General features: G+C 61.4%; 19 protein-coding genes. 13 read left to right on the plus strand and 6 right to left on the minus strand.

What is annotated here, in order from left to right; genetic code table 11:
- Position 1 precedes the first annotated feature (1 nt).
- Positions 2-1,606, minus strand: a complete 1,605-nt coding sequence (locus FQ775_RS21085; protein ID WP_146300938.1) for an ABC transporter substrate-binding protein — start codon at positions 1,604-1,606, stop codon at positions 2-4.
- Between FQ775_RS21085 and FQ775_RS21090 the strand changes: the two genes are divergently transcribed.
- Together FQ775_RS21090 and FQ775_RS21100 are read left to right on the plus strand one after the other, a co-directional pair.
- Positions 1,560-2,663 carry a LysR family transcriptional regulator gene (locus tag FQ775_RS21090; RefSeq protein WP_349291488.1) on the plus strand — a complete coding sequence of 368 codons (1,104 nt, stop codon included), beginning with the start codon at positions 1,560-1,562 and terminating at the stop codon, positions 2,661-2,663. The two genes, FQ775_RS21085 and FQ775_RS21090, sit on opposite strands and share 47 nt — an antisense overlap.
- 1,241 nt (positions 2,664-3,904) lie before the next feature.
- Positions 3,905-4,915 carry an NADP-dependent oxidoreductase gene (locus tag FQ775_RS21100; protein ID WP_146300940.1) on the plus strand — a complete coding sequence of 337 codons (1,011 nt, stop codon included), beginning with the start codon at positions 3,905-3,907 and terminating at the stop codon, positions 4,913-4,915.
- Positions 4,916-4,929: 14 nt separating this feature from the next.
- Here FQ775_RS21100 and FQ775_RS21105 read toward each other — a convergent pair whose 3' ends face one another.
- Both FQ775_RS21105 and FQ775_RS21110 read right to left on the minus strand, forming a co-directional pair.
- Positions 4,930-5,760 carry a shikimate dehydrogenase family protein gene (locus FQ775_RS21105; protein WP_167813089.1) on the minus strand — a complete coding sequence of 277 codons (831 nt, stop codon included), beginning with the start codon at positions 5,758-5,760 and terminating at the stop codon, positions 4,930-4,932.
- Between the two features lie 38 nt (positions 5,761-5,798).
- The gene (locus tag FQ775_RS21110) at positions 5,799-7,208 is read right to left on the minus strand and encodes an FAD-binding oxidoreductase (protein WP_146300942.1); all 1,410 of its coding nucleotides are present in this window, start codon (positions 7,206-7,208) and stop codon (positions 5,799-5,801) included.
- A 90-nt stretch (positions 7,209-7,298) separates the two neighbouring features.
- Here FQ775_RS21110 and FQ775_RS21115 point away from each other — a divergent pair, with 90 nt between their 5' ends.
- From FQ775_RS21115 to FQ775_RS21155, 9 genes are all read left to right on the plus strand, one after another.
- Positions 7,299-7,757: a MaoC family dehydratase gene (locus tag FQ775_RS21115; protein ID WP_146300943.1), complete on the plus strand. Its 459-nt coding sequence runs from the start codon at positions 7,299-7,301 to the stop codon at positions 7,755-7,757.
- Positions 7,757-8,548 carry a 3-ketoacyl-ACP reductase gene (locus FQ775_RS21120; RefSeq protein WP_146300944.1) on the plus strand — a complete coding sequence of 264 codons (792 nt, stop codon included), beginning with the start codon at positions 7,757-7,759 and terminating at the stop codon, positions 8,546-8,548. Before FQ775_RS21115 ends, FQ775_RS21120 begins: the two co-directional genes overlap by 1 nt.
- Positions 8,549-8,622: 74 nt before the next feature.
- On the plus strand, positions 8,623-9,393 hold the full coding sequence (locus FQ775_RS21125; protein ID WP_167813090.1) for an SDR family NAD(P)-dependent oxidoreductase: 771 nt from the start codon (positions 8,623-8,625) through the stop codon (positions 9,391-9,393).
- 123 nt (positions 9,394-9,516) lie between these two features.
- Complete coding sequence (locus FQ775_RS21130) at positions 9,517-10,374, plus strand: branched-chain amino acid ABC transporter permease (protein WP_146300946.1); 858 nt, start codon at positions 9,517-9,519, stop codon at positions 10,372-10,374.
- The gene (locus tag FQ775_RS21135; RefSeq protein ID WP_146300947.1) at positions 10,374-11,363 is read left to right on the plus strand and encodes a branched-chain amino acid ABC transporter permease; all 990 of its coding nucleotides are present in this window, start codon (positions 10,374-10,376) and stop codon (positions 11,361-11,363) included. Before FQ775_RS21130 ends, FQ775_RS21135 begins: the two co-directional genes overlap by 1 nt.
- Positions 11,360-12,121, plus strand: a complete 762-nt coding sequence (locus FQ775_RS21140) for an ABC transporter ATP-binding protein (protein ID WP_146300948.1) — start codon at positions 11,360-11,362, stop codon at positions 12,119-12,121. Before FQ775_RS21135 ends, FQ775_RS21140 begins: the two co-directional genes overlap by 4 nt.
- A 50-nt stretch (positions 12,122-12,171) precedes the next feature.
- On the plus strand, positions 12,172-12,879 hold the full coding sequence (locus FQ775_RS21145; protein WP_146302051.1) for an ABC transporter ATP-binding protein: 708 nt from the start codon (positions 12,172-12,174) through the stop codon (positions 12,877-12,879).
- 36 nt (positions 12,880-12,915) lie between these two features.
- Positions 12,916-14,058, plus strand: coding sequence for an ABC transporter substrate-binding protein (locus FQ775_RS21150; protein ID WP_246730205.1), 1,143 nt, complete (start codon positions 12,916-12,918; stop codon positions 14,056-14,058).
- 57 nt (positions 14,059-14,115) lie between these two features.
- The gene (locus FQ775_RS21155; RefSeq protein ID WP_146300949.1) at positions 14,116-15,741 is read left to right on the plus strand and encodes an AMP-binding protein; all 1,626 of its coding nucleotides are present in this window, start codon (positions 14,116-14,118) and stop codon (positions 15,739-15,741) included.
- A gap of 31 nt (positions 15,742-15,772) precedes the next feature.
- On the opposite strand, the gene FQ775_RS21160 is transcribed toward FQ775_RS21155, so the two are convergent.
- The 3 genes from FQ775_RS21160 to FQ775_RS21170 form a co-directional block, all read right to left on the minus strand.
- Positions 15,773-16,396 carry a TetR/AcrR family transcriptional regulator gene (locus tag FQ775_RS21160; protein WP_146300950.1) on the minus strand — a complete coding sequence of 208 codons (624 nt, stop codon included), beginning with the start codon at positions 16,394-16,396 and terminating at the stop codon, positions 15,773-15,775.
- 102 nt (positions 16,397-16,498) lie between these two features.
- The gene (locus tag FQ775_RS21165) at positions 16,499-17,452 is read right to left on the minus strand and encodes a dihydrodipicolinate synthase family protein (protein WP_146300951.1); all 954 of its coding nucleotides are present in this window, start codon (positions 17,450-17,452) and stop codon (positions 16,499-16,501) included.
- A 24-nt stretch (positions 17,453-17,476) separates the two neighbouring features.
- Positions 17,477-17,830: a DUF1330 domain-containing protein gene (locus FQ775_RS21170; protein ID WP_246730206.1), complete on the minus strand. Its 354-nt coding sequence runs from the start codon at positions 17,828-17,830 to the stop codon at positions 17,477-17,479.
- A gap of 76 nt (positions 17,831-17,906) precedes the next feature.
- On the opposite strand from FQ775_RS21170, the gene FQ775_RS21175 reads away from it, so the two are divergent.
- On the plus strand, positions 17,907-18,722 hold the full coding sequence (locus tag FQ775_RS21175; RefSeq protein WP_146300952.1) for an enoyl-CoA hydratase/isomerase family protein: 816 nt from the start codon (positions 17,907-17,909) through the stop codon (positions 18,720-18,722).
- A gap of 62 nt (positions 18,723-18,784) precedes the next feature.
- Positions 18,785-19,948, plus strand: coding sequence for an acyl-CoA dehydrogenase family protein (locus tag FQ775_RS21180; protein WP_206064788.1), 1,164 nt, complete (start codon positions 18,785-18,787; stop codon positions 19,946-19,948).

The raw sequence follows: 19,948 nt of genomic DNA on the forward strand, positions 1-19,948 counted from the left end.
ATCAGCTCTCGGCGGACTGCAGCGGTCGAACATCGAGCTGGCGGTGGAACCAGAACTCGTACCCGTCCGCGCCGTTGATCGCGACATTCAGGGCCGGCTGCCAAAGCGGAATGCGTGGCAGATCCTCGAGAACGATCTCGAACATGCGCTTGATTTTCGGCGCGTATTCGGGGTCGTCCATCGCCATGTGGAGCGTTTCGTTGGTCAATTGCTCCACCTCCTCGTTGAAGTAGTTCGAGGAGTTGAACAGGTGGCCATCCTGATAGGCCCAGAAGAAGTAGTAGTCGGGCGTGTTGAGCCAGCCACCGAAATTTTCGAGGTGGAATGGCAGCCGCTTCTCGACCAGCGATGCAGTGCGCCAGTTGGCGCCCGGGATCTTCTCGACCTCCGCCTTGATGCCGAGCTTGGCGACGGCTTCCTGGATCAGCAGAGCGGCCGGCTCCATCCAGTAGGCGAGATCGGTCGAGATCGAGAGAGTCGTGTCGAAGCCGTCAGGATATTTCGACTTCGCCATATGCTCTTTGGCCTTGTCGACATCGGTGGCGTATCGTGTCTTGCGGGGCCAGGCGATGTCGCTAATCTCGGCCTCGCCGCCCCACAACGGAGCGCCCCGTCCGTAGGCTGCAGCCTGGAATATGGCCTCGTACGGCACTGCGTAGGCGATGGCCTTGCGTACATCCGGGTCCTGGAACGGCTCGAATTTCGTATTCAGGCAAAGCGCGTGGATGCAGTTTTCGATCGGGGTCGAATAGACGGTGACCTTGTCGGCCAGCTCCGCCGCATCCTTGTCGGGAATGTCGAATGCGATGTGAACATCGCCACGCTCCACTAGCGCCCGCTGCGTCGCCGCCGACGGCACTTCACGCATGATGATGCGGCGTACCTGTGGCAGCGGACCGCCGACCCATCCGTCGAACCTTTCGAAGACGACCTGCTGGCCGCTGTCCCAGCGCGTCACCTTGTATGCGCCGGAGCCGATGGTGTTCTGGTGAAGGTATTCGGTGGCCCAGGGATCGTCGGAGGTCGCTTGTTCCTTGGCGAGTTTCGAATTGATGATGAAAGGAACCGGCACCGCGAGGTCCGGTAGCGAAAGCTTGGACGGCTTGTCGAGCCTGACCACGAATGTCTCGGCATCGACTGCTTCGAACTGGTCGGGGCGTTCAAACCCGCCTGCTTTCATCTGCGTGGACGGGAAACCACCCACCGAGACGGCCCGGTCGAAGGACCATTTGACATCCTCTGCCGTAACCTTGGATCCGTCCTGGAAGATGGCGTCTGGCTTCAACTTGAAGGTGATGACAAGTCCATCGTCGGAGATCGTCCAGCTCTCGGCGAGTTCGGGTTCGATAGTCGAATAGTCGTAGGAGAGGCCCCCGCCCGGCGCCTCCTTGGTGCCGAAGGTGACCAGACGGTCATAGCAGTTGATAGCGATCTGATAGCTCGCGCGATTGGTGCCGGTGCGGTGCAGGTCAAGCGAATTGATGGTCTGACCGCTAACGGCGACCAGCGTGTCGCTGGCTGCGAGTGCGGGGATGGCACGGGCGAAGGGCAATGTGCCCATGACGGCGGCGCCGGTCGCGAGGAAGTGGCGTCTGCTGATCGACATGGCAGGACCTTTCGGAAAAGGAGGAAATTCCGTCAGTCAGGTTGCAGTTTTTCGTGTTAGCGAAAACTGCTATGATTTCACCAATGCGGTGAAAAAAATGCATCGCCCTTGGAGCGGCTTCATGAAACACCTCCAGACGTTCCGGCTTATCGAGGCCGTTGCCCGAGCAGGTTCAATGCGGCGAGCGGCCGAGGACATGAACATCACCGCTTCCGCGCTGGTGCGTCGGGTCCAGCGTTTCGAAGCAGAATTCGGGGCCGAATTGTTCGAAAGACTGCCGGGCGGCATGCGGCTCAATCCGGCAGGCGAGCTAGTGCTGCAGCATTACCGCACGACGCTGTCGGACCTTTCGCGCGTGCACAGCCAGGTTGCGGATCTTTCGGGCGAGCGCCGCGGCCATGTGTCGATCGCGTGTTCGCAGGCGATGCTGCCGTATTTCCTGCCTCAGGAGATCTCGAAATACCGCGCCGACCACACCGGCGTGACGTTTACCGTCAACGTCAGGGACCGGGCTCAAGCCGAACAAGAACTGGCAAACTATGCGAGCGACCTCGCATTGGTGTTCGAACCGGTCTACCTCGTTGACTTCGAGGTTGTTCACGTCATTCCGCAGGCAATCAACGTGGTCATGCGGTCCGACCATCCGCTGGCTGCCAAGGAAGAGATCCGGCTGCGCGATTGTCTGGATACGGCTCATGTCGCCCCCTCGATCAAATACGGTGTCCGGCATCTCATGGATTTTGCCGCCAGGCGCGGCACGCGGCGGATATCACCGGTCGTCGAGACGGAGAGCTTCGAACTCATCCGGCACTATGTGATGCACGAGAACGTCATCGGATTTCAGATACCTATCGGCCTCCGCGATCCAGGCGACGGATCGCTGGTCTTCAAGCCGATTTCGGAGCGCGACCTGCCGCCGGGCAATCTTATCCTGGGCCAGATGCGCGGGCGTACGCTGCCGGTTGCCTCCGCCCGATTTGCCATGCAACTCGCCAATGCGCTCAAGAACTTCACGTCTTCCGAGACCGAAGGCCAACCAATCCCGCATAAGAACTGATACCCACTGGGAATCGCTCAGACTCGTACAAGTTACGAGACGTTCGGTGGTTACCAGAGTCGCCGACCCATCAGAGATTGGATTGTTTCCATCGCAAATCGAAAGTCGGCTAGCGCTTCCCGAAAACCGGAAGCTGCCTGTCCGCAGTCGGCCCCCTTTTCGCGCCTTTCATCGTATTGTTCCGGAAGACGAATGAGGTCTCGCGGTCGTCACTCTTGCGCATTGGTTTCGTCGCGTGCGGGAGCTTGGCTTTGCCCGCGCTTTCTCAGCCTCTCAATGTGCAGGCTCTGTGACCGTGAAACCAAACGAGTTCCGTGCCCGTGAAGAGCCGGGGCCGGCAGTCATCGACAGGGCGCAACCCCAGCGGAAGCCAGTTATAGAGCGTGTTGCGGCAGATACCGTAGAGCGCGAGCACTTGTTCCACGGAATAGACGCGGTGGATTTTCGGCTTCACCGACCGATAGGACCTGGTCATGGCCGCTTCGGCCCGGCCTCGGACCGGGTCCCCGGCGTTTCGGTAGAGCCTACAGAGGCCGCCGCTGGAAGCTCGCCCTCGAAACGTTCGAGCTCGGATAGCAGCCAGCGCGTGGTTCCCGGCGACATCTGTCTTGGTCGCGGGAAGGCGGGATTGTTCTGGCACCATCTCCAGATGGTCGGGCGGGAAACACGGTAGCGCTTGGCGACGTCCCGATCCGAAAGGAAGCTTTCGACGTGGCGACGGGGATGCCCGGTAGCGTCCGCAGGCAGACTGGACTGGGTCGCGCCAGCGCCTGTGGCATCACGCAGCGGCCCAGACAAGCAGGGCGCCACGCTCGGCGGCTCGCCTGCGGCTGCATTCTCAAATAGATCGGTTTGCGACGCTGATCGTTGCGCCATGAGCGTGCCTCCGCGACTGCGGTTGGCGGCACGTCATGCGCTCGCGATTACAGATGGCTTCAGATTGTAGCGATTCGGCAAGCGACGCAACGATTGGTGATGGGCTGGTCGGACCGTGCGGTCAGCCGAGGCCGATTGTGGGGCTGAAAGATGGGCTGGGTAGCTCGAAACCGAAAAATAGACGTAAAATCAACAACATGACAGATAACTATGGCGGAGGGAGTGGGACGGGAATCCAACGTTCTCCAGCCACCACCGTGCCATTCGGAGGACTCCGTCGGCAAGGCCAGGTACTGACGGTTGATGCTAATAGTGACTTTCATGTAAGTAAGTTACTAACAAGGACTCATGCAAGGTGAAGCGAAATGGGTGATGTTAATAGACAGTGGCGGCTCGCACGACGTCCTCGGGGCGAGGCGGCCAAAGATGACTTCGAGTTCGTTGAGGCTGCGGTCCCGCGGACCTTGCGCCCGGGAGAGATCTTGATCCGGAACCGATACCTCTCCCTCGATCCGTACATGCGTTGGCGGATGGACGACGCGAAGTCCTACGCGCCGCCCGTGGCGATAGACGATCCTATGGTCGGCTCGACGATAGCGGAGGTCGTGCGTTCCGACGATTCCGCTTTTCGACCAGGGCAGATGGTGCTGGCCCAAGGCGGCTGGCAGGACTACGCGGTCGCTTCGTCCTCGTCCTTGCGAATTGTCGACGAGGCTGTCGAGCCGACAGCTTTTCTGAATGTTCTGGGTAGCCCCGGCTTCACCGCCTACGCCGGGCTGATGAAGATCGGCATGCCAAAGCAGGGCCAGACGGTCGTGGTGGGGGCAGCCACCGGTCCTGTCGGCTCTATGGTCGGCCAGCTTGCCAAGCGAGCCGGCTGTCGCGCCGTCGCCATCGCGGGCGGTCCGGAGAAATGCCGGCTGGCCGTCGATCACTTCGGGTTTGACGCCGCCGTGGACCATCGTGGCGGAGACCTGGCAGGCGACCTCGCGAAAGCCTGCCCGGACGGCGTCGACGTCTATTTCGAGAATATCGGTGGGCGTGTTCTCGATGCGGTCCTGCCGCTCCTTAACGACTTTGCGCGCATACCCGTTTGCGGCGTTGTTTCGCAATATGACGGCGATGAGTCCGATGGAACTCGGCTCGCCAGCGTCATGCGCGACACGTTGGTCAAGCGGCTATCGTGGCGCGGGTTTATCGTGACTGACTTTGCCGCCCACCGCGGCGAGTTCCTCGAAATGATTACCCCGCTCGTCAAGACTGGCGCAATCGTGTCGCTTGAGGATGTTGTCGACGGGTTGGAACATGCACCAGAAGCCTTCATCGGCCTACTCAAGGGTCGCAATCGCGGCAAGCTTGTGATCCACATAGCCTGAAAAGCAACCCGGCCTCAGGTGTGAATGACCACGTCGTCGGCAAGTTGTTCGCGGGCGCCCAGCATGAAATCGCAGGCGCCGGCGATCTGGGAATCGAGCATTTCGCGCCCGTAGATGGTAACGCATCCGGACGCTTCGGCCATGCGAAGCAGTTTCGTCCGGTCAGGCTCCATAATCGCATCCATCACCGCCACGTGGGCAGGAATGCTGTCGGCCTCTATCGGCATCTTGTTCGCGTCGAGCATGCCGATCGGCGAGGCATTGATCAGCACGTCGATATCCGCCAGCGGGGCAAGCCCGCTATGGACGCGAACTCGCGGAAAGGCCTGCGACAGCTTTTTCAGAAGGGTCTCGCAGCGCGGCTCATCGGGCTCGGACACATATAGCCGATCCGGCTGGCGTAGCGCTAACGCCGCCGCTATTGCGGCGCCCGCGCCGCCGGCGCCCAGCAGTTGGATACGCTGGCGCTTCAGGGCGATCCCGCGTTGCAGGATTGCAGACACGCAACCTTCGCCGTCGAACGCCTCGCCAATCCACTGGTCATCGAGTGATCGGGCCATGACCGAGACGCTATGACTGAAGCGGGCGAGGGGACCATGCCGCTCGAGGTGCCGATAGGCGGCCGTCTTGTGGGGTATTGTCAACACCAGCCCATCCAGGTTCCCAAGCTTCAGCAGTTGCGGAAACACCTGGTCGAAATCCCTTGGATCGATGTCGACCGGAACCAGAACCGCGTTCACCCCGCGGCGCCTCAGTTCGAACGTAACGGTTTCCGGCGAACGCGCCTGCTCGATCGGATGTCCTATGATCCCGTAAAGGCGCGTTCGCCCGTCGACGAAATCCACTGATTCAGCGCGCAGGCCCGGTGACGCGAAACAATCGTTCATGTGTCAAACTCCAGCATCTTTCCGGGATTCATAATATTCTCGGGGTCTAGTGCTCGCTTGACAGCTTGCATAGCAGAGATGGTGCCCAGCCCATGCTCGCGTTCCATGTACTTTCGCTTCTCCTGCCCAATGCCATGCTCACCGGTGCAGGTGCCATCCATCGATAGGGCGCGCTCCACCATTCGCGCCATGAAGCCCCGCACCTTCTCGATCTCGTCGGGATTATCCATGACTACCAGTGGCTGGACGTGAAAATTCCCGTCCCCGACATGCCCCACCAATGGAGCGGGCAGACCGAGAGCGGCGATTTCGGCCTTGGTTTCAGCGATGCAGTCCGCAAGCCGGGAAATCGGAACGCAGACATCCGTGGGGATTGGCCGCGCGCCGGGTCTGAGCGCGAGACAGGCCCAATAGGCGTCGTGCCGCGCCTTCCACAGTCGTGTACGCTCTTCCGCGTTGGCCGACCACCGAAAGGGGCCGCCGCTGAAGGCCTCCGCGATTTCGCCGAAGCGGTCGGCCTGCTCGGCCACGCTGTTTGGCGAACCATGAAATTCAAGTAGCAGGAGCGGCGATTCGGGAAGGTTGAGCTGCGAATGCCTGTTGAGCGCATGAACTGTCAATTCGTCCAGCAACTCGATGCGGGCGACCGGTATGGCGTGCTGGATGGTCGCGATGACGGCGTCGCAGGCGCAGCGGATATCGGGAAAAGAACAGATCCCGCCAGAGATCGCCTCGGGCATCGGAGACAGTTTGAGAACCAGTTCGGTAATCACGCCTAGCGTACCCTCCGAACCCACAAGGAGCCGCGTCAGATCGTAGCCGGCGGACGACTTACGTGCACGTCGCCCGGTACGAATCACTTCGCCATTGGCCAGCACAGCTGTAACGGACACGACATTGTCACGCATGGTGCCGTAGCGAACGGCATTCGTGCCGGAGGCGCGCGTGGCAGCCATCCCGCCGATGGAGGCGTCCGCGCCCGGGTCGATGGGAAAGAACAGGCCCGTGTCGCGAACGTACCCGTTCAACGCGCCGCGCGTGATGCCGGGCTGCACCACGCAGTCCATGTCCTCGGCGTTCACGGCAAGCACGTTGTTCATACGCGAGAGGTCGATCGAGATACCGCCCTCCGGCGCATTGAGATGACCCTCGAACGACGAACCGGCACCGAAGGGAATGACGGGCGCGCGGTACTCCGCGCAGAGGGCGATGACCTCGCGCACCTCATCCGTACTTTCGGGGAAGACGACCGCGTCCGGCGGCTGGCTGGACATCCACGTCAATTGGCTCGCGTGGTGGTCGCGCACCGATGCGGCAGTGGAGACGCGTTCGCCAAACCGCATCTGCAGGGCCGCTATGGCCGCTTGGATATCGCGTTTCCTAAAGGCGAACTTCGTGCTGGTCATCGACAATCTCCTTGTCGAGAAACTTCATAGCGGTTATTGACCTACATGCAAGTCAGGGATAAGCATGGCCTCACTTTTCGGGAGGAAGTGATGAACGACGCGGATTTTCACGTCGCAGTCGGCGACAGCATCCATTTCAGCAAGACGGTGAGCGAAAGCGACGTTTACCTGTTCGCGGGTATCACGGGCGATCTTTCCGACGTTCACTGCAATGCCGAATACATGAGCAAATCCGCCTTCGGCCAGCGGATCGCCCATGGCGTGCTGTGCATGGGGTTCATGTCGACGGCATCGACCGTCATGTATACTCCCCACGTCGACAAATACGTCGGGCTCACACCAGTCTCCCAAGGCTACGACAGCGTGCGCTTCATGGCCCCGGTCTTTTTCGGCGACACGGTGACCATCGCCTACACGATCGACAAGCTCGAGGGCACGAAACGCCGCGCCCTGGCGGCGGTTGTCGCCACCAACCAGCGCGGTGAAACCGTTGCGAGGGCCACACACGTGATGCGCTGGGTTCCGGTCCAGGTAAGCGAGGCCGCCTGATGATCCCCGCGCAGCAGGCATCGCGCGTCGCGCTTGTCACCGGCGGACGTCGCGGCATCGGCCGCGCCATCGCCGTGTCGCTGGCCGACCACGGTTTCGACGTGGTGATAACCGATCTTGAATGCGATGAAGCGGCCAGGCAGACCCTTGCCGAGATCGAGTCTAAGGGGTGCCGCGCCGCCTTCGTGAAGGGCAATGTCGCGGACATCGAGGATCACGAGCGCCTCATCTCAGACGTCCTTTCCGCATTCGGTCCGCTTTCCTGTCTGGTCAACAATGCCGGAGTGCAAACGGCCTATCGTGGCGACATGCTCGACGTGCCCGTGGAAAGCTTCGACCGGCTCATCTCAGTGAACCTGCGCGGTGCCTATTTCCTTACCCAAGAGATCGCGAAAACGATGATGGAGCAACCGTCGGGCGATCCGGCGCGACCGCAGCGCTCCATCATATTCATCTCGTCGGGCAATGCCGTCATCGCGACGCCTGCGCAGGCCGACTACTGCATCTCCAAGGCAGGCATCGCCATGATGGCGTCCCTTTATGCTCTCAGGCTCGCCGAGCACGGAATTGCCGTTCATGAGATCCGACCCGGCATCATACGGACCGACATGACGGCCGACGTGTTCGAGAAATATGACCAGTGGGTCAAGGCGGGTGGCATGCCGCTCGCTCGCTGGGGCGAGCCAGAGGACGTGGGGCGCACGGCGGGGGCGCTCGCGGCAGGGCTATTGCCCTATTCGACCGGCCACGCGTTTCACGTTGACGGCGGGATTCACATCCGGCGCACGTAATTTCGCAAAGGCAACTTTTTCTGGAGCTCGATTTAAGCGGGCCGGTCCGACTCGGAGTTACGGGAGACGAGGGTTTGACGACATATGACTACCAAGGCCGGCGAGCGATCGTCACTGGGGCGGCGAACGGGATCGGCAAGGCTGTCGCCTTGCGCCTCGCGCAGCAAGGTTGTTCGCTCGCATTGTGGGACATCGATGCCGGCGGAATCGAGGCGACCCGGCAGCAAATTGGAGCGAACGCGCAAGCGTTCGAGGTCGACGTCGCGGACGCAGCCGCCGTGCGTGCCGTCTTCGAGGCCACCGTCTCAGCGTGGGGCGCTGGCCCCGAGATCCTGGTCAACAACGCCGGCATTGGCCAACTCGGAGCCCTTCTCGATACCGAACCCGACGTGTTCGATTACACGATGTCAGTGAACGTGGGAGGCACATACAATTGCTGCCGCGCCGTAATGCCGCACATGGTGGAGCAGGGGGACGGCAATATTGTGAACATGGCGTCCTGGTTTGGGAAATCGGGTCGGCCGAAGTCTCTCGCCTACTGTGCGTCGAAGTTCGCCATTATCGGCATGACGCAGTCGATGGCACTGGACTATGCGGGCAGCGGCGTTCGCGTCAACGCAGTCTGCCCAGGCACGATCGCCAACACGCGGATGCGCGAACAGGCCGATACGCAGGCAGCCGCCATGGGACTGGCTCCTTCGGCCGAACGCCAGCATCTCATCCCACTCGGACGTTTGGGCGAACCCGAGGACGTGGCGGGGATCGTCGCCTTTCTGATTTCCGTCGACGCCAACTACATGACGGGTCAGGCCATCAATGTGACTGGCGGATTGTGGATGAACTGAATGGAGCGAGTGCGGCGTCGCTGAACCCGTATTGACAGTGACGATCGTTTGCAACTTACTGACAGGTAAGTATGCAAATCATGCATCAGCTGACGGCTGAGGCCGGACAAGCATCGGGAGGAAATGTTGTTCGAGCTATCTGAGTATCTCATTCGTGGGGCGCTACTCGGCGTTACCTACGGATTGCTGGCCTTTCCGGTCAGCCTGCTCTTTTCGACGACGGGCTCAGTCGACGTGGCTCTGGGGGCGTACGCGGTCCTCGCGGCGGCGATCATGTACGTGATTGGCGGCCCATTGGGTGTCGCTGCCGCCGTGGGCGCGGCCGTGCTCGCATCAGCCGCGGTCGGCGTCATATCCATGCGGCTTAACCGCCCCGGGCATGTCGATCACGTGATTGCGGTGCTCGGAACCTTCGGCCTGGCTACCTTCATCGAGTCGTTCATTCTGACGATCTTCGGCACCAGTCCGATGATCCGCCAGCCCTTCTCTGTCTTCTGGGATCTCGGCGGCATTCGTGTCAGCCCCCAAATGGGCATCAACGTCGCGGTTTGCGTGACGATCCTGGCGGCGCTGTTCATCGTTCTCAAGAAGACGCCCTTCGGACGGGCAATGCGCGCTAGCGCAATCAACCCGGTTGGCGCCGCGCTAAACGGCATTCCGGTCAAGCAGATCTGGTTTTCCACTTATGTTATCGGTGGCCTGCTGGCCGGCATCGCCGGCGTGCTCATTCTCTTCACCACCGGCGCCGACTACTCGACCGCTTTCAATCTCACCATCTGGGGCTTCGGTTCAGCCATCATCTTTGGACTGAACAGTCCGCTGCGCGGTTTCGCCGGAGGCATCGTCATTGGTGTCATTCAGGCCTTCTCGGCCGGCTACCTGCCGGGAGGATGGGCGACTGCTACGCCGCTCCTATTCATCTTTGCCATCCTTTCGGTCGGGCGGATGAATCAGATCGCTGCCACCGGAGGACGTGTGTAATGGCCAACAGTGTTGCCTCGCGGATGGTGCCCGCGCTAGTCGTCATTGGCGCAGTCACTGTCATCACGCCCGCAATCGGCGCCAGTCCGTTCTGGCTCGACAATTCGGTCCTCGTGGCGGTCTTCGCTCTCCTCGCCTTGTCGGCCGGCATGGCCTACGGGCAGGCCGGTATCCTCTCAATAGCCCCGGCGGCCTTTGGCGCGCTCGGGGCCTATGCGACCGCGATCCTGACGGCCCGCTACGAGTTGTCGCCATTCATCGGATTGGTCGCGGCCTTGCTCCTGCCCATGCTCCTCGCCTATCCAATGGCCCGCGCCATCACGCGGCTGTCGCCGCTGCCACTGTCGATCGCCACCATCCTGCTAAGCCTGGTGCTCGAACTGGCCATCCGAGAGGGCGGAGACTTTACCGGTGGGTACATCGGCATCTCGGGCATTCCCTCGCTCTGGTTCGCGGACAGCCTTTTCTCGATGCATGTGCTGGGATGGGGACTGGTTGTGGTGGTCCTCGTTCTCTATGCCAATCTGACTGATTCCTCCATCGGTCGCGCCGTCAAGACCGCCAAGCACGATCCGCTGCGCGCAACCGCCGACGGTGTCAACGTGCCGGCCCTTCTCGCAGTCTATTTCGCGATCTCGGCCTCGGTTGCCGGCCTCGCGGGGTGGTTCTACGCCCATCATCTCTCCTACATGGGCCCCGACTCCATGACGATGCACGTGTCGATCCGTATCCTGCTGATGGCGGTGATCGGTGGGGCGTCGACCTTTCTGGGGCCCGTGCTCGGCGCTACTTTCCTAACCCTCATCACCCTTTACCTACCTGCCGCCGAGACCCAGGGCATGATCTTCGGTGCGGTCCTGATCCTTGTCCTGATAGTGACGCCGAACGGCGTTCTGGGGACTGACTGGAAGCGAATGTTCCGGCCGCGTGGTGCCCAGGCTGATGCGGCCCGGCGGCGAACGGCCGAGGCACGGGGAGGCGCGGCATGAGCATCCAGGTTTCGGATATCACCGTACGCTTCGGTGGCGTCACCGCACTCAAGGACGCGTCTCTGACGCTCGAGAAGGGGCATATCCTTTCCATTGTCGGTCCCAACGGTTCTGGCAAAAGCACAATGTTCAACGCCATTACAGGCATGGTGCGACCCACCGCCGGAACCGTCAGCGTCGATGGCAAGCGGATCGATGCATTGCCAGCGCACCGGCGAATCGGTCTCGGCCTTGCGCGAACCTTCCAGACGCCCCGGTTCGACCCGAAGGTGACGGTCGCGGAAGCGGTCATGTGCGGCTTCTACCCTGTGCACAAGGCAAGCATTTGTGGCTCTATGTTTCGCACGCCCTTTGCTTCATCGGAAGAAGCAAAGTTCCGCCAGCGCTGCGAGGAAATCCTCGATGACCTGCGGCTTTCGGAGTTCCACCAGCTGCAGATGAGTGAGCTTCCGATGGGCCGAGTTCGGCTCGTTGAGGTCGCGCGTGCAGTGGCGAACGAACCCAGTTACATCCTGCTGGATGAGCCGGCGGCCGGCCTGGCACGTGACGAGCAACGCATGCTCGCGCACGAAGTACGCCGCCTTGCGGACAGGGGGGTCGGGGTGCTCCTCGTGGAGCACAACTTCAACCTCATCCGCGAGCTTGCCGAGCACGTAGTCGTCCTGAAGGAAGGAGTGGTGCTGCTTGAGGGCAAGCCCGCAGACATCGCCAAAGATCCAGCTTTCATCGACATGTATCTGGGGAGGGCGGGTCAATGAGCGTTGCAACTGAAACCGCGCCGCGCGCGTCCGAGACCGCAGTAGAGGTGATGACCTGCAAGGGCGTCACCGCTCGCTACAGCCGCATCACTGTCGTTTCGGGGGTTGACCTGTCGTTGCACGCCGGCGAGTTGCTGGCGGTGTTGGGCGCCAACGGCGCCGGCAAGAGTAGCATGCTTGGCGCCATTGCCGGGATAGTGAACGGCGGAGGTGAAATTCGCGTCCGAGGCCGCAGCGTCGGACGGCTGAGCACCCCGGCGAGGGCCGCCACCGGTATAGCATTCGTGCCCGAACAGCGCGGCAATATCTTCGCCACGATGTCAGTGCGGGAAAACATCGACGTTGGGCTACGACTCCTTCCGCCGGGCGAACGCGAGCTGCAGCGCGAATTCATTCTCGAACTGTTTCCGATTCTCAAGCAGCGTGATCAGGCGATGGCCGGCGTGCTTTCCGGTGGCGAGCAACAAATGCTGGCGATCGGGCTGGCGCTCGGCAGAAACCCGGACGTACTGATCCTAGACGAACCGAGTCAGGGACTGGCGCCGGCCGTGTTTGACATTCTTGAGCACGCCTTCGACATCCTCAAGCGAAAAGGCCTCGCGCTGCTTCTTGCCGAGCAGAACGTGCCTTTCGCAGCACGGGTAGCCGACCGCTACATCATCATGTCCTACGGCAGCGTCGTCCAGACAGGCGGTAGGGAAGATCTGGAGAATCCGGAGGAGCTTGCCGACGCCTTCATGGGTGCCGGTAACGGATAGCGCCACTGTGGCGTGGATCAAAAAAGGGAGAATGAAATGAAGCGTATCCTATCGACCGCAATTGCCGGTGCCATGTGCGCTGCAGTCGCCTCGGGCGTCCAGGCCGAAGAAACGATCAAGGTCGGCGGTATCTTTTCTGTCACCGGCCCCGCTGCGCCGTTCGGCGTTCCCGAGCGGGACATCGTCCAGATTCTGGCCGACAATCTCAATTCGGAAGGTGGCATCGACAGCAAGAAGTTTGAGATCATCATGTGCGATGATCAGACAAACCCCACCGAAGCCGCGCGGTGTGCGACCAGGCTGATCCGCCAGGACGGCGTACAGGCGATCGTGGGCTCCACGACCGGAACCGGAACGCTTGCGCTCATGCCCGTGGCCGCCAAGGCCGAGGTACCGGTACTTGCTCCCGTCGGGACGATCAGCGTCACGGACAAGAGCCATGACTTCTGGCCTTGGGTGTTCCGCGTTGCGCCCACTGACCGCGTGATCCTGTCAGGCATCATGGAGCGGGGTGTGTTCGCACCGGGGCACAAGCGGTTCGCGATCATGTATCAGGAGGACGCCTATGGCGAGGCCGGCATGGAGTACGCGAGCGAGCTCTCGCAGGAGCACGATATCGAGGTCGTCGCAGCTGTCGGTGCGCCACTGAGCGCCATCGATCTGACGGCCGCCGCCACAAAGATTCGCAACGCGGAGCCCGATGTGGTTCTGCTGCAGACGTCCGCACCCGCTCTCGGTGCCGCTTTCGTGCGCGCCGCCAAGCAGGTTGGGCTGGAGGCGCCGATCATCGGTTCCGGCTCGCTCAACCAGCAGCCGTTCATCGACGCCGCAGGCGACGCGGGCGAGGGCGTCCAGGTCGTTTCGATGGGTAACTGGAACGACCCCTCGGAACGACAGAAGGAACTGGGCGAAGTTCTCGCGGCCGCCGGCAAGGAGCCCAAGGGTTACGGCGAGTTGCTCGGCTCGACAGGCTTCATGGCGCTCGCGGAGGCGGTCCGCCGCGTCGAGGGTGATGTGACTGGTGCTGCCATTCGGGACGCCCTGGAGACGATCTGTGATTTCGAGGGCACCTATCTTGATGGCAAGCTCTGCTACTCCAAGGAGCAGCACGAGGGCATCGCCGAAGATTCCCTCATCACGGTCGAGATTCGCAACGGCGAATTCATCACCGTGGAATGACCTTCGGCGGCGAGGCTCGCTCCGGCGGGCCCGCCCCGGCAGCGGCGGCTACGTCTCATGAACGCGTTTCTTTCCTCCCAATGGACGCCCGACCGCGTACTGGAATGGCGTATCCGGGAAACCCCGGATGCGCCATTCCTCGTTTCAGAGAACGGAACGGAACTCTCCTTCGCGACTTTCGGACGGTCCGTTCGCGACTGCATGGGGCACCTCGCCGCCTCGGGAGTCGGTTCGGAAGACCGGGTCGCACTCGTGGCAGGAAATTCGATCGACCACGTCACGCTTTGGTTTGCCACAAACCTGCTTGGCGCCACCGACGCGCCGATCAATCCAGCATTCTCCGGCCGTCTTCTTGAACAGGCACTGACCCTGATCGACCCGGTCCTTGTCGTAGCCGAGGCCGGCTTGCTGCCGGCCGTACACGCCGCGCTGGAAACCAGCGGAGAGATGAGGCCAATCAGGTGGTTCGGCTCTGGCGAGGTGCCGGACGAATCGTGCACCGGTGCAAATTCCGGCCCCCTCGCTGAGGCCGGAAGCGCGACCGTCACGCCTCCGGTTCTGTCGCCTTCCGGCGTTTCCTCCATCCTCGCAACCTCCGGCACCACAGGTCCGGCCAAGGGTGTCATGGTGACGCACGCGCAAGCCTTCCTTACGGCGCGGCAGAGCGTCGAGGGCATGCGCGTTACCGCCGATGACACGTTCTACTGCGCCCATCCGCTCTTCCATATGTCGCCACGCTTCTGCGTCATCTATGCCGCCCTGCTTACTGGCGCGCGGGTCTGCCTTGATGCCGCCTTTTCCGCGCGGCGCTGGATCGACCGGATCCGCGCCACCGGTGCTACGGTGACGATCGGCCACGGGCCGCTTGTCGAAATGATCCACGCCCAGCCTGAGCGAGACGACGATGCGGAAACCAGCTTGACGCGCATCGGAACTTCCCCGTTCCCCCGCCACATAGCGCAAGATTTCGAGCGTCGCTTCGGCGTCAAAGGTATCGAAACCTGGGGCATGACAGAGATCAACATTCCCTGCTGGCACCCCTTCGAGGAGCCACTCCGCCCGGGATCGTGCGGCCGTATCCGTGAAGAATGGTACGAGTTTCGTGTCGTGAATCCCGACACAGACGAGGAAGTTCCGGCCGGCACGGTAGGGGAATTCGTTGTCAGGCCAAAACTGCCCTGGATTGTCAGCCCCGGTTACTTCCGCAACCCCGAGGCCACGGTGAAGGCATGGCGGAACCTCTGGTTCCATACCGGTGACAGCGGCTACCGTGATGCCAAAGGTTGGGTCTGGTTTGTCGATCGCCTGGGAGACCGTATCCGGCGACGCGCCGAAAACATCTCGTCTTTCGACATCGAGGTTGCGGCAAACCGCTACCCCGGCGTGGCAGAAAGCGCCGCCGTCGGCGTTAGCTCTGAGTACGCCTCCGACGACGATATCAAGCTGTGCGTGGTGATGCATCCCGAAGCGAGGCTTGATCCCGTGGCGCTCATCACCCACCTCTTGGACGAGCTCGCGCATCATATGGTTCCGCGCTACGTTGAGGTCCTCGCGGACTTGCCGCGCACGCCTACCGGCAAGCCGAGGAAGGCGGTTCTGCGCGAAACGGGCGTAACCGCTGACACTTGGGACCGCAAGGCGGCCGGTCTGAACCTCCGGTCCCTGCGCAGGCAGGAGGACTAAGCCCCGTCTGCCAGAAGTGACACGAGTTTGGTCAGGCTGTCGCGCGCGTTTTGACCGCGGTTTCGCGGCCATAGGCCCGCTCGATTGTGGAGAGCGTCGCCTCCCACAGGTCGGCCAGCCTGCCGAAATGCCCATGATCGCGGGTGACCGAGCCGGCGTAGTGGATGATGTTGACGAGTTGGACGACAAGCAGTTCCTGTGGAGCGTCTTCGACGAGTTCTCCCGATTGGATCGCCGTTCGCACGCCGACCCGGACCAGGGTCTCGAACTCGTGCGTCACCTCCTGGAGCTTGGTACGCATTCTGGGGGTGATTGCGTCACTGTCGGAACGCAGCCTGATCATCAGGCTCCAAGGCTCTCCCTTGTCGGATTTCTGGTTATAGTGCCGGTAGCGCTCGCGAGACATTCGCACCACCGCTTCTACCTTTTCGCGCAGGCTGGTGCGCGTGTCCGTCCAGATATCTCGATAAGCGTCCAGCGTGCGGTTGGCATAGTCTTCGAGAACTTCCTCGACCAGACCGTCCTTGCTGCCGAAATGGTAGTGCAAGTTGGCGCGGGTCGTGTTGAGAATCTCGGAAATCTGGCGAAAACTGACTCCCCGGTAGCCGTGCTTTACCAGGAGTTCCTCAGCCACGCGCTTGATCTGTTCACGCATATGGGGACCGCGACAGTATCTCGATAAGCATCTGAATCGCTTCCACTATGTCACGGTCCCATTTATCCTGTTTTTCGCGGATGGCGCAATCGCCAAGCCGCGTCAGGCGGCGGCCGGGAGTGCTCCTTCGGCGGTGATCCGCGCGGCTTGCATGGCTTTCCGGATGCGCTCGATTTCCGCATCGCCGAGTTTCTGCAGAGGCGGCCGCACGGCCGCGTTCGGCAACCGTCCGAGGATCACCTGCGCTTCCTTCATGCGGTTGTGCATGTCGACGCCGGGTGCGCCATAGAAAGCGCTGGTCGTAGGGTATATTCTGGCGGCAACCTCTTTAGCCTTGGCCAGATCGTTGCCCTTTACCGCGTCAAACAGTTGCACTTGAAGGTCTGCGATCGTGCTTCCGGCGCCTGACAGGAGACCATTGCAGCCATTCACGAGTGACGACAGAAGCCAAGCGCTGTGTGTCGAAAGGACATGGAAGGGACGTGAGTCGGACTGCAGTTCTCGGACCGTCATTTCGTGACGAGCAGGATCGCCGCAGCCGTCCTTCATTGCCTTAATTGAGGGGATTTCTTCGATGAGGCGCGCGAGCACCTCGTGCGAGTAGCCAAGCGGCGTGTTCGAGGGAAACTGGAAAATGATGAGCGGCAGGTCGGTAGCGTCGGCGATCCGACGGTAGTGGTCCAGGATCATTTCCGGTCGCGAGCCGAGGATGAAGACATTCGAGGGGAACACCAGTAGCGCCGACGCCCCCTTCTGGTCGGCCATCCGTGCAATCCGCACCGCATCGGTGCCACCATCAGAATAGACGCCGTTGACGAGCGGCACCTTGTCGCCGATCTCGTCGAGAGCACTTGCCAGCAGCATTTCCTGCTCCTCGAAAGTACAGGAAGAAACCTCTGAGGCATGGCCGTTGACGGTAATGGCCGCCACGCCTTTAACGCCGGCCACGTCACGCAGGTGCTTGCGGTAGCTCTTTTCGTCGATCGAAAGGTCATCGTGCAGTGGCAGAAGGCAAGCCGGAATGACACCGGAACAGTCGTAGCTCTTTCTTGGCATGGGAATTTCTCCTGTCTGGGCGTCTCACACGCCCTGAAGCGCAATTATTTCAGCGTCCGCGGCTCCAATGCGTGCTTCGCGCGCCTTGCGGTAGAGCGGTGACTTGTAGAATTCGCGCGCTGTTTCGACCGAGTCGAACTCCACGATTACGTAGCGACAGGGGGCCGCCGCGCCTTCGAGCGTGTTCGGCTCGGCCCCGCGTACCAGGTAGCGTCCGCCGAAGGCTTCGATCGCCTCCTTGGCGAGAGGCTTGTAGGTTTCGTACCTTTCTGGATCCGTTACCTGGACCCGTGCGACGACGATGGCGGGCATGGTGAAATTCTCCTCCACGATGTGACTTCGATGCGTCGGACCCTTGTCCGGCAGGGGATCGGCCAAGGCGTGTTCTCGTCAAAAAACTTATTGACCTGCAAGTCAGTGTAAGTCAAGTTCCCGCTCAGGAGGACGCCCCGAAATGCCCGACAGGAAGATCCGCGTGGAGGTCCAAGATCGCGTCGCCACGCTCTATCTCAGCAATCCGCCCATGAACGTCGTCACGCTCGACCTGACACGTCAGATGAATGCGGCGCTCAACCATCTAGCGAACGATGCGGATGTGGGTGCACTCGTGCTGGCCGGCGAAGGCGATCGCGCCTTCTGCGCCGGTTCCGACATCAAGGAGTTTCCCGGGCTCATTGCCGAACAAGCAATCGTTTCCAAGAAACTCGGTTACGAAAACGAGACTTATTCCGCCGTAGCGCATTTCCCCAAGCCTACAATCGCGGCAATCGAGCGTCTTGCGCTTGGCGGCGGCCTTGAATTGGCCGCCGGGTGCGACCTCGTTATTGCCTCGGAGGACGCCAGGCTGGGCCTTCCGGAAGTGCTTCTGGGCGGTTTTCCCGGCAGCGGCGGCACCGTTCGTGTGACCCGGCGCATCGGCTTCGGACGGGCAAGCGAGATGATGCTTCTCGGCGACGCGATCGACGCGGAGACGGCGCGACAATGGGGGCTCGTCAATCGCGTGGCCCCGAAGGGTAGCGCGCTCGCACTGGCACGTGAGTTGGCCGCCCGGCTGGCAAGCGCCGCCGCCCAAGCTACCTATGCTTGCAAGGTCGCATTGCGCTATGCCTTTGACCTGCCGGAGCAAGAGGCGATCGCAAGGACTTTGGACCTCAGCGAAGCTCTTTCCCAGACTCCAGATTTTTTGGAGGGCGTTACGGCCTTCAGAGAAAAGCGCAGAGCTAACTTTGAGGGCACCCTCGATATCGCGGCCTTCGAAGTCACCCGCTGACGAACGCCATTTGCAGACATGAAGTTGTGGATCGGGCTGGTCCGGTCCGGGAGAGACAGGCAGTGATCGACTTTTCCGTTCCCCAGGAAACGCAGTTGGTGCTGGATACGATCCGGCGCTTTATCAAGGATGAGCTTCAGCCGCACGAGGCCGAGGTCGAGGAGGTGCAGTACGTACGCCCGGAACTGGCGCGCGAATTGCGCGACAAGGCCAAGGCGCTTGGTCTGTTCGCCATGGGAATGCCCGAGGATGTCGGCGGTGGCGGTTTGAGTGCCGTCGACATGTGTCTCTGCGAGGAGGAGTTCGGCTTCACCAAGGATGCGCTCGTACGACGCGCCTTCGGGGCTATTCCCGGTTCGCTTGTCAATTGCGTCGGCGAGCAGCGTGACAAGTATCTCTATCCGGCGGTCGCCGGCGACATCAACGTCGCTCTCGGCATGACCGAGCCGAATGCCGGCTCTGATGCGGCCGGCATCAAGACAAGCGCCCGCCGCGAAGGTGACGACTTCGTCCTCAACGGAACGAAGCATTTCATAAGCGATGCCGACGTGGCGGACGCCATCATCGTCACGGCCGTCACCGATCCGTCCAAGGGCGCCAAGGGCATCAGCGCTTTCCTTGTCGACAAGAACACGCCGGGATTCACGCTTGGCCGCATCCAGTACATGATGGGCTTGCGGGCGACCAATCATTCGGAGCTAGTCTTCGACAACGTTCGACTGCCGAAAACGCAGATGCTGGGTCCGGAAGGCTCGGGCCTCTATCAGGCGCTCTCCACCATCAACAAGGTTCGTCTCGGCATGGTTGGTGGCCGCTCCGTCGGCATGGCGCGCAAGCTCATGCAGATGTCGATCGAGTATGCCAACGACCGCAAGCAGTTCGGCCAGAAGATCGGCGATTTCCAGATGGTTCAGGCCATGCTGGCTGACATGGCCACCGAGATATTTGCCGCACGGATGATGGTTCTCAACGCCGCGTGGGAGACCGATCAGGGCATGGATCCTCGCGAGAAAGTCTCCATGGTCAAATATTATGCCTCCGAGATGCTCGGCCGTGTCGCCGACAAGGCCGTGCAGATCTTTGGCGGCATGGGTTACTGCCGCGAAATGCCGCTCGAGCAACTCTATCGAGATGCCCGGGTATACCGCATCTTCGACGGGGCCTCGGACATTCATCGCGTCATCATTGCGCGCAGTCTGCTGAAAAACGGCAGGCAGTCCCTCTGA

The sequence above is a fragment of the Nitratireductor mangrovi genome (assembly GCF_007922615.2).
GTDB lineage: Bacteria > Pseudomonadota > Alphaproteobacteria > Rhizobiales > Rhizobiaceae > Mangrovimarina > Mangrovimarina mangrovi.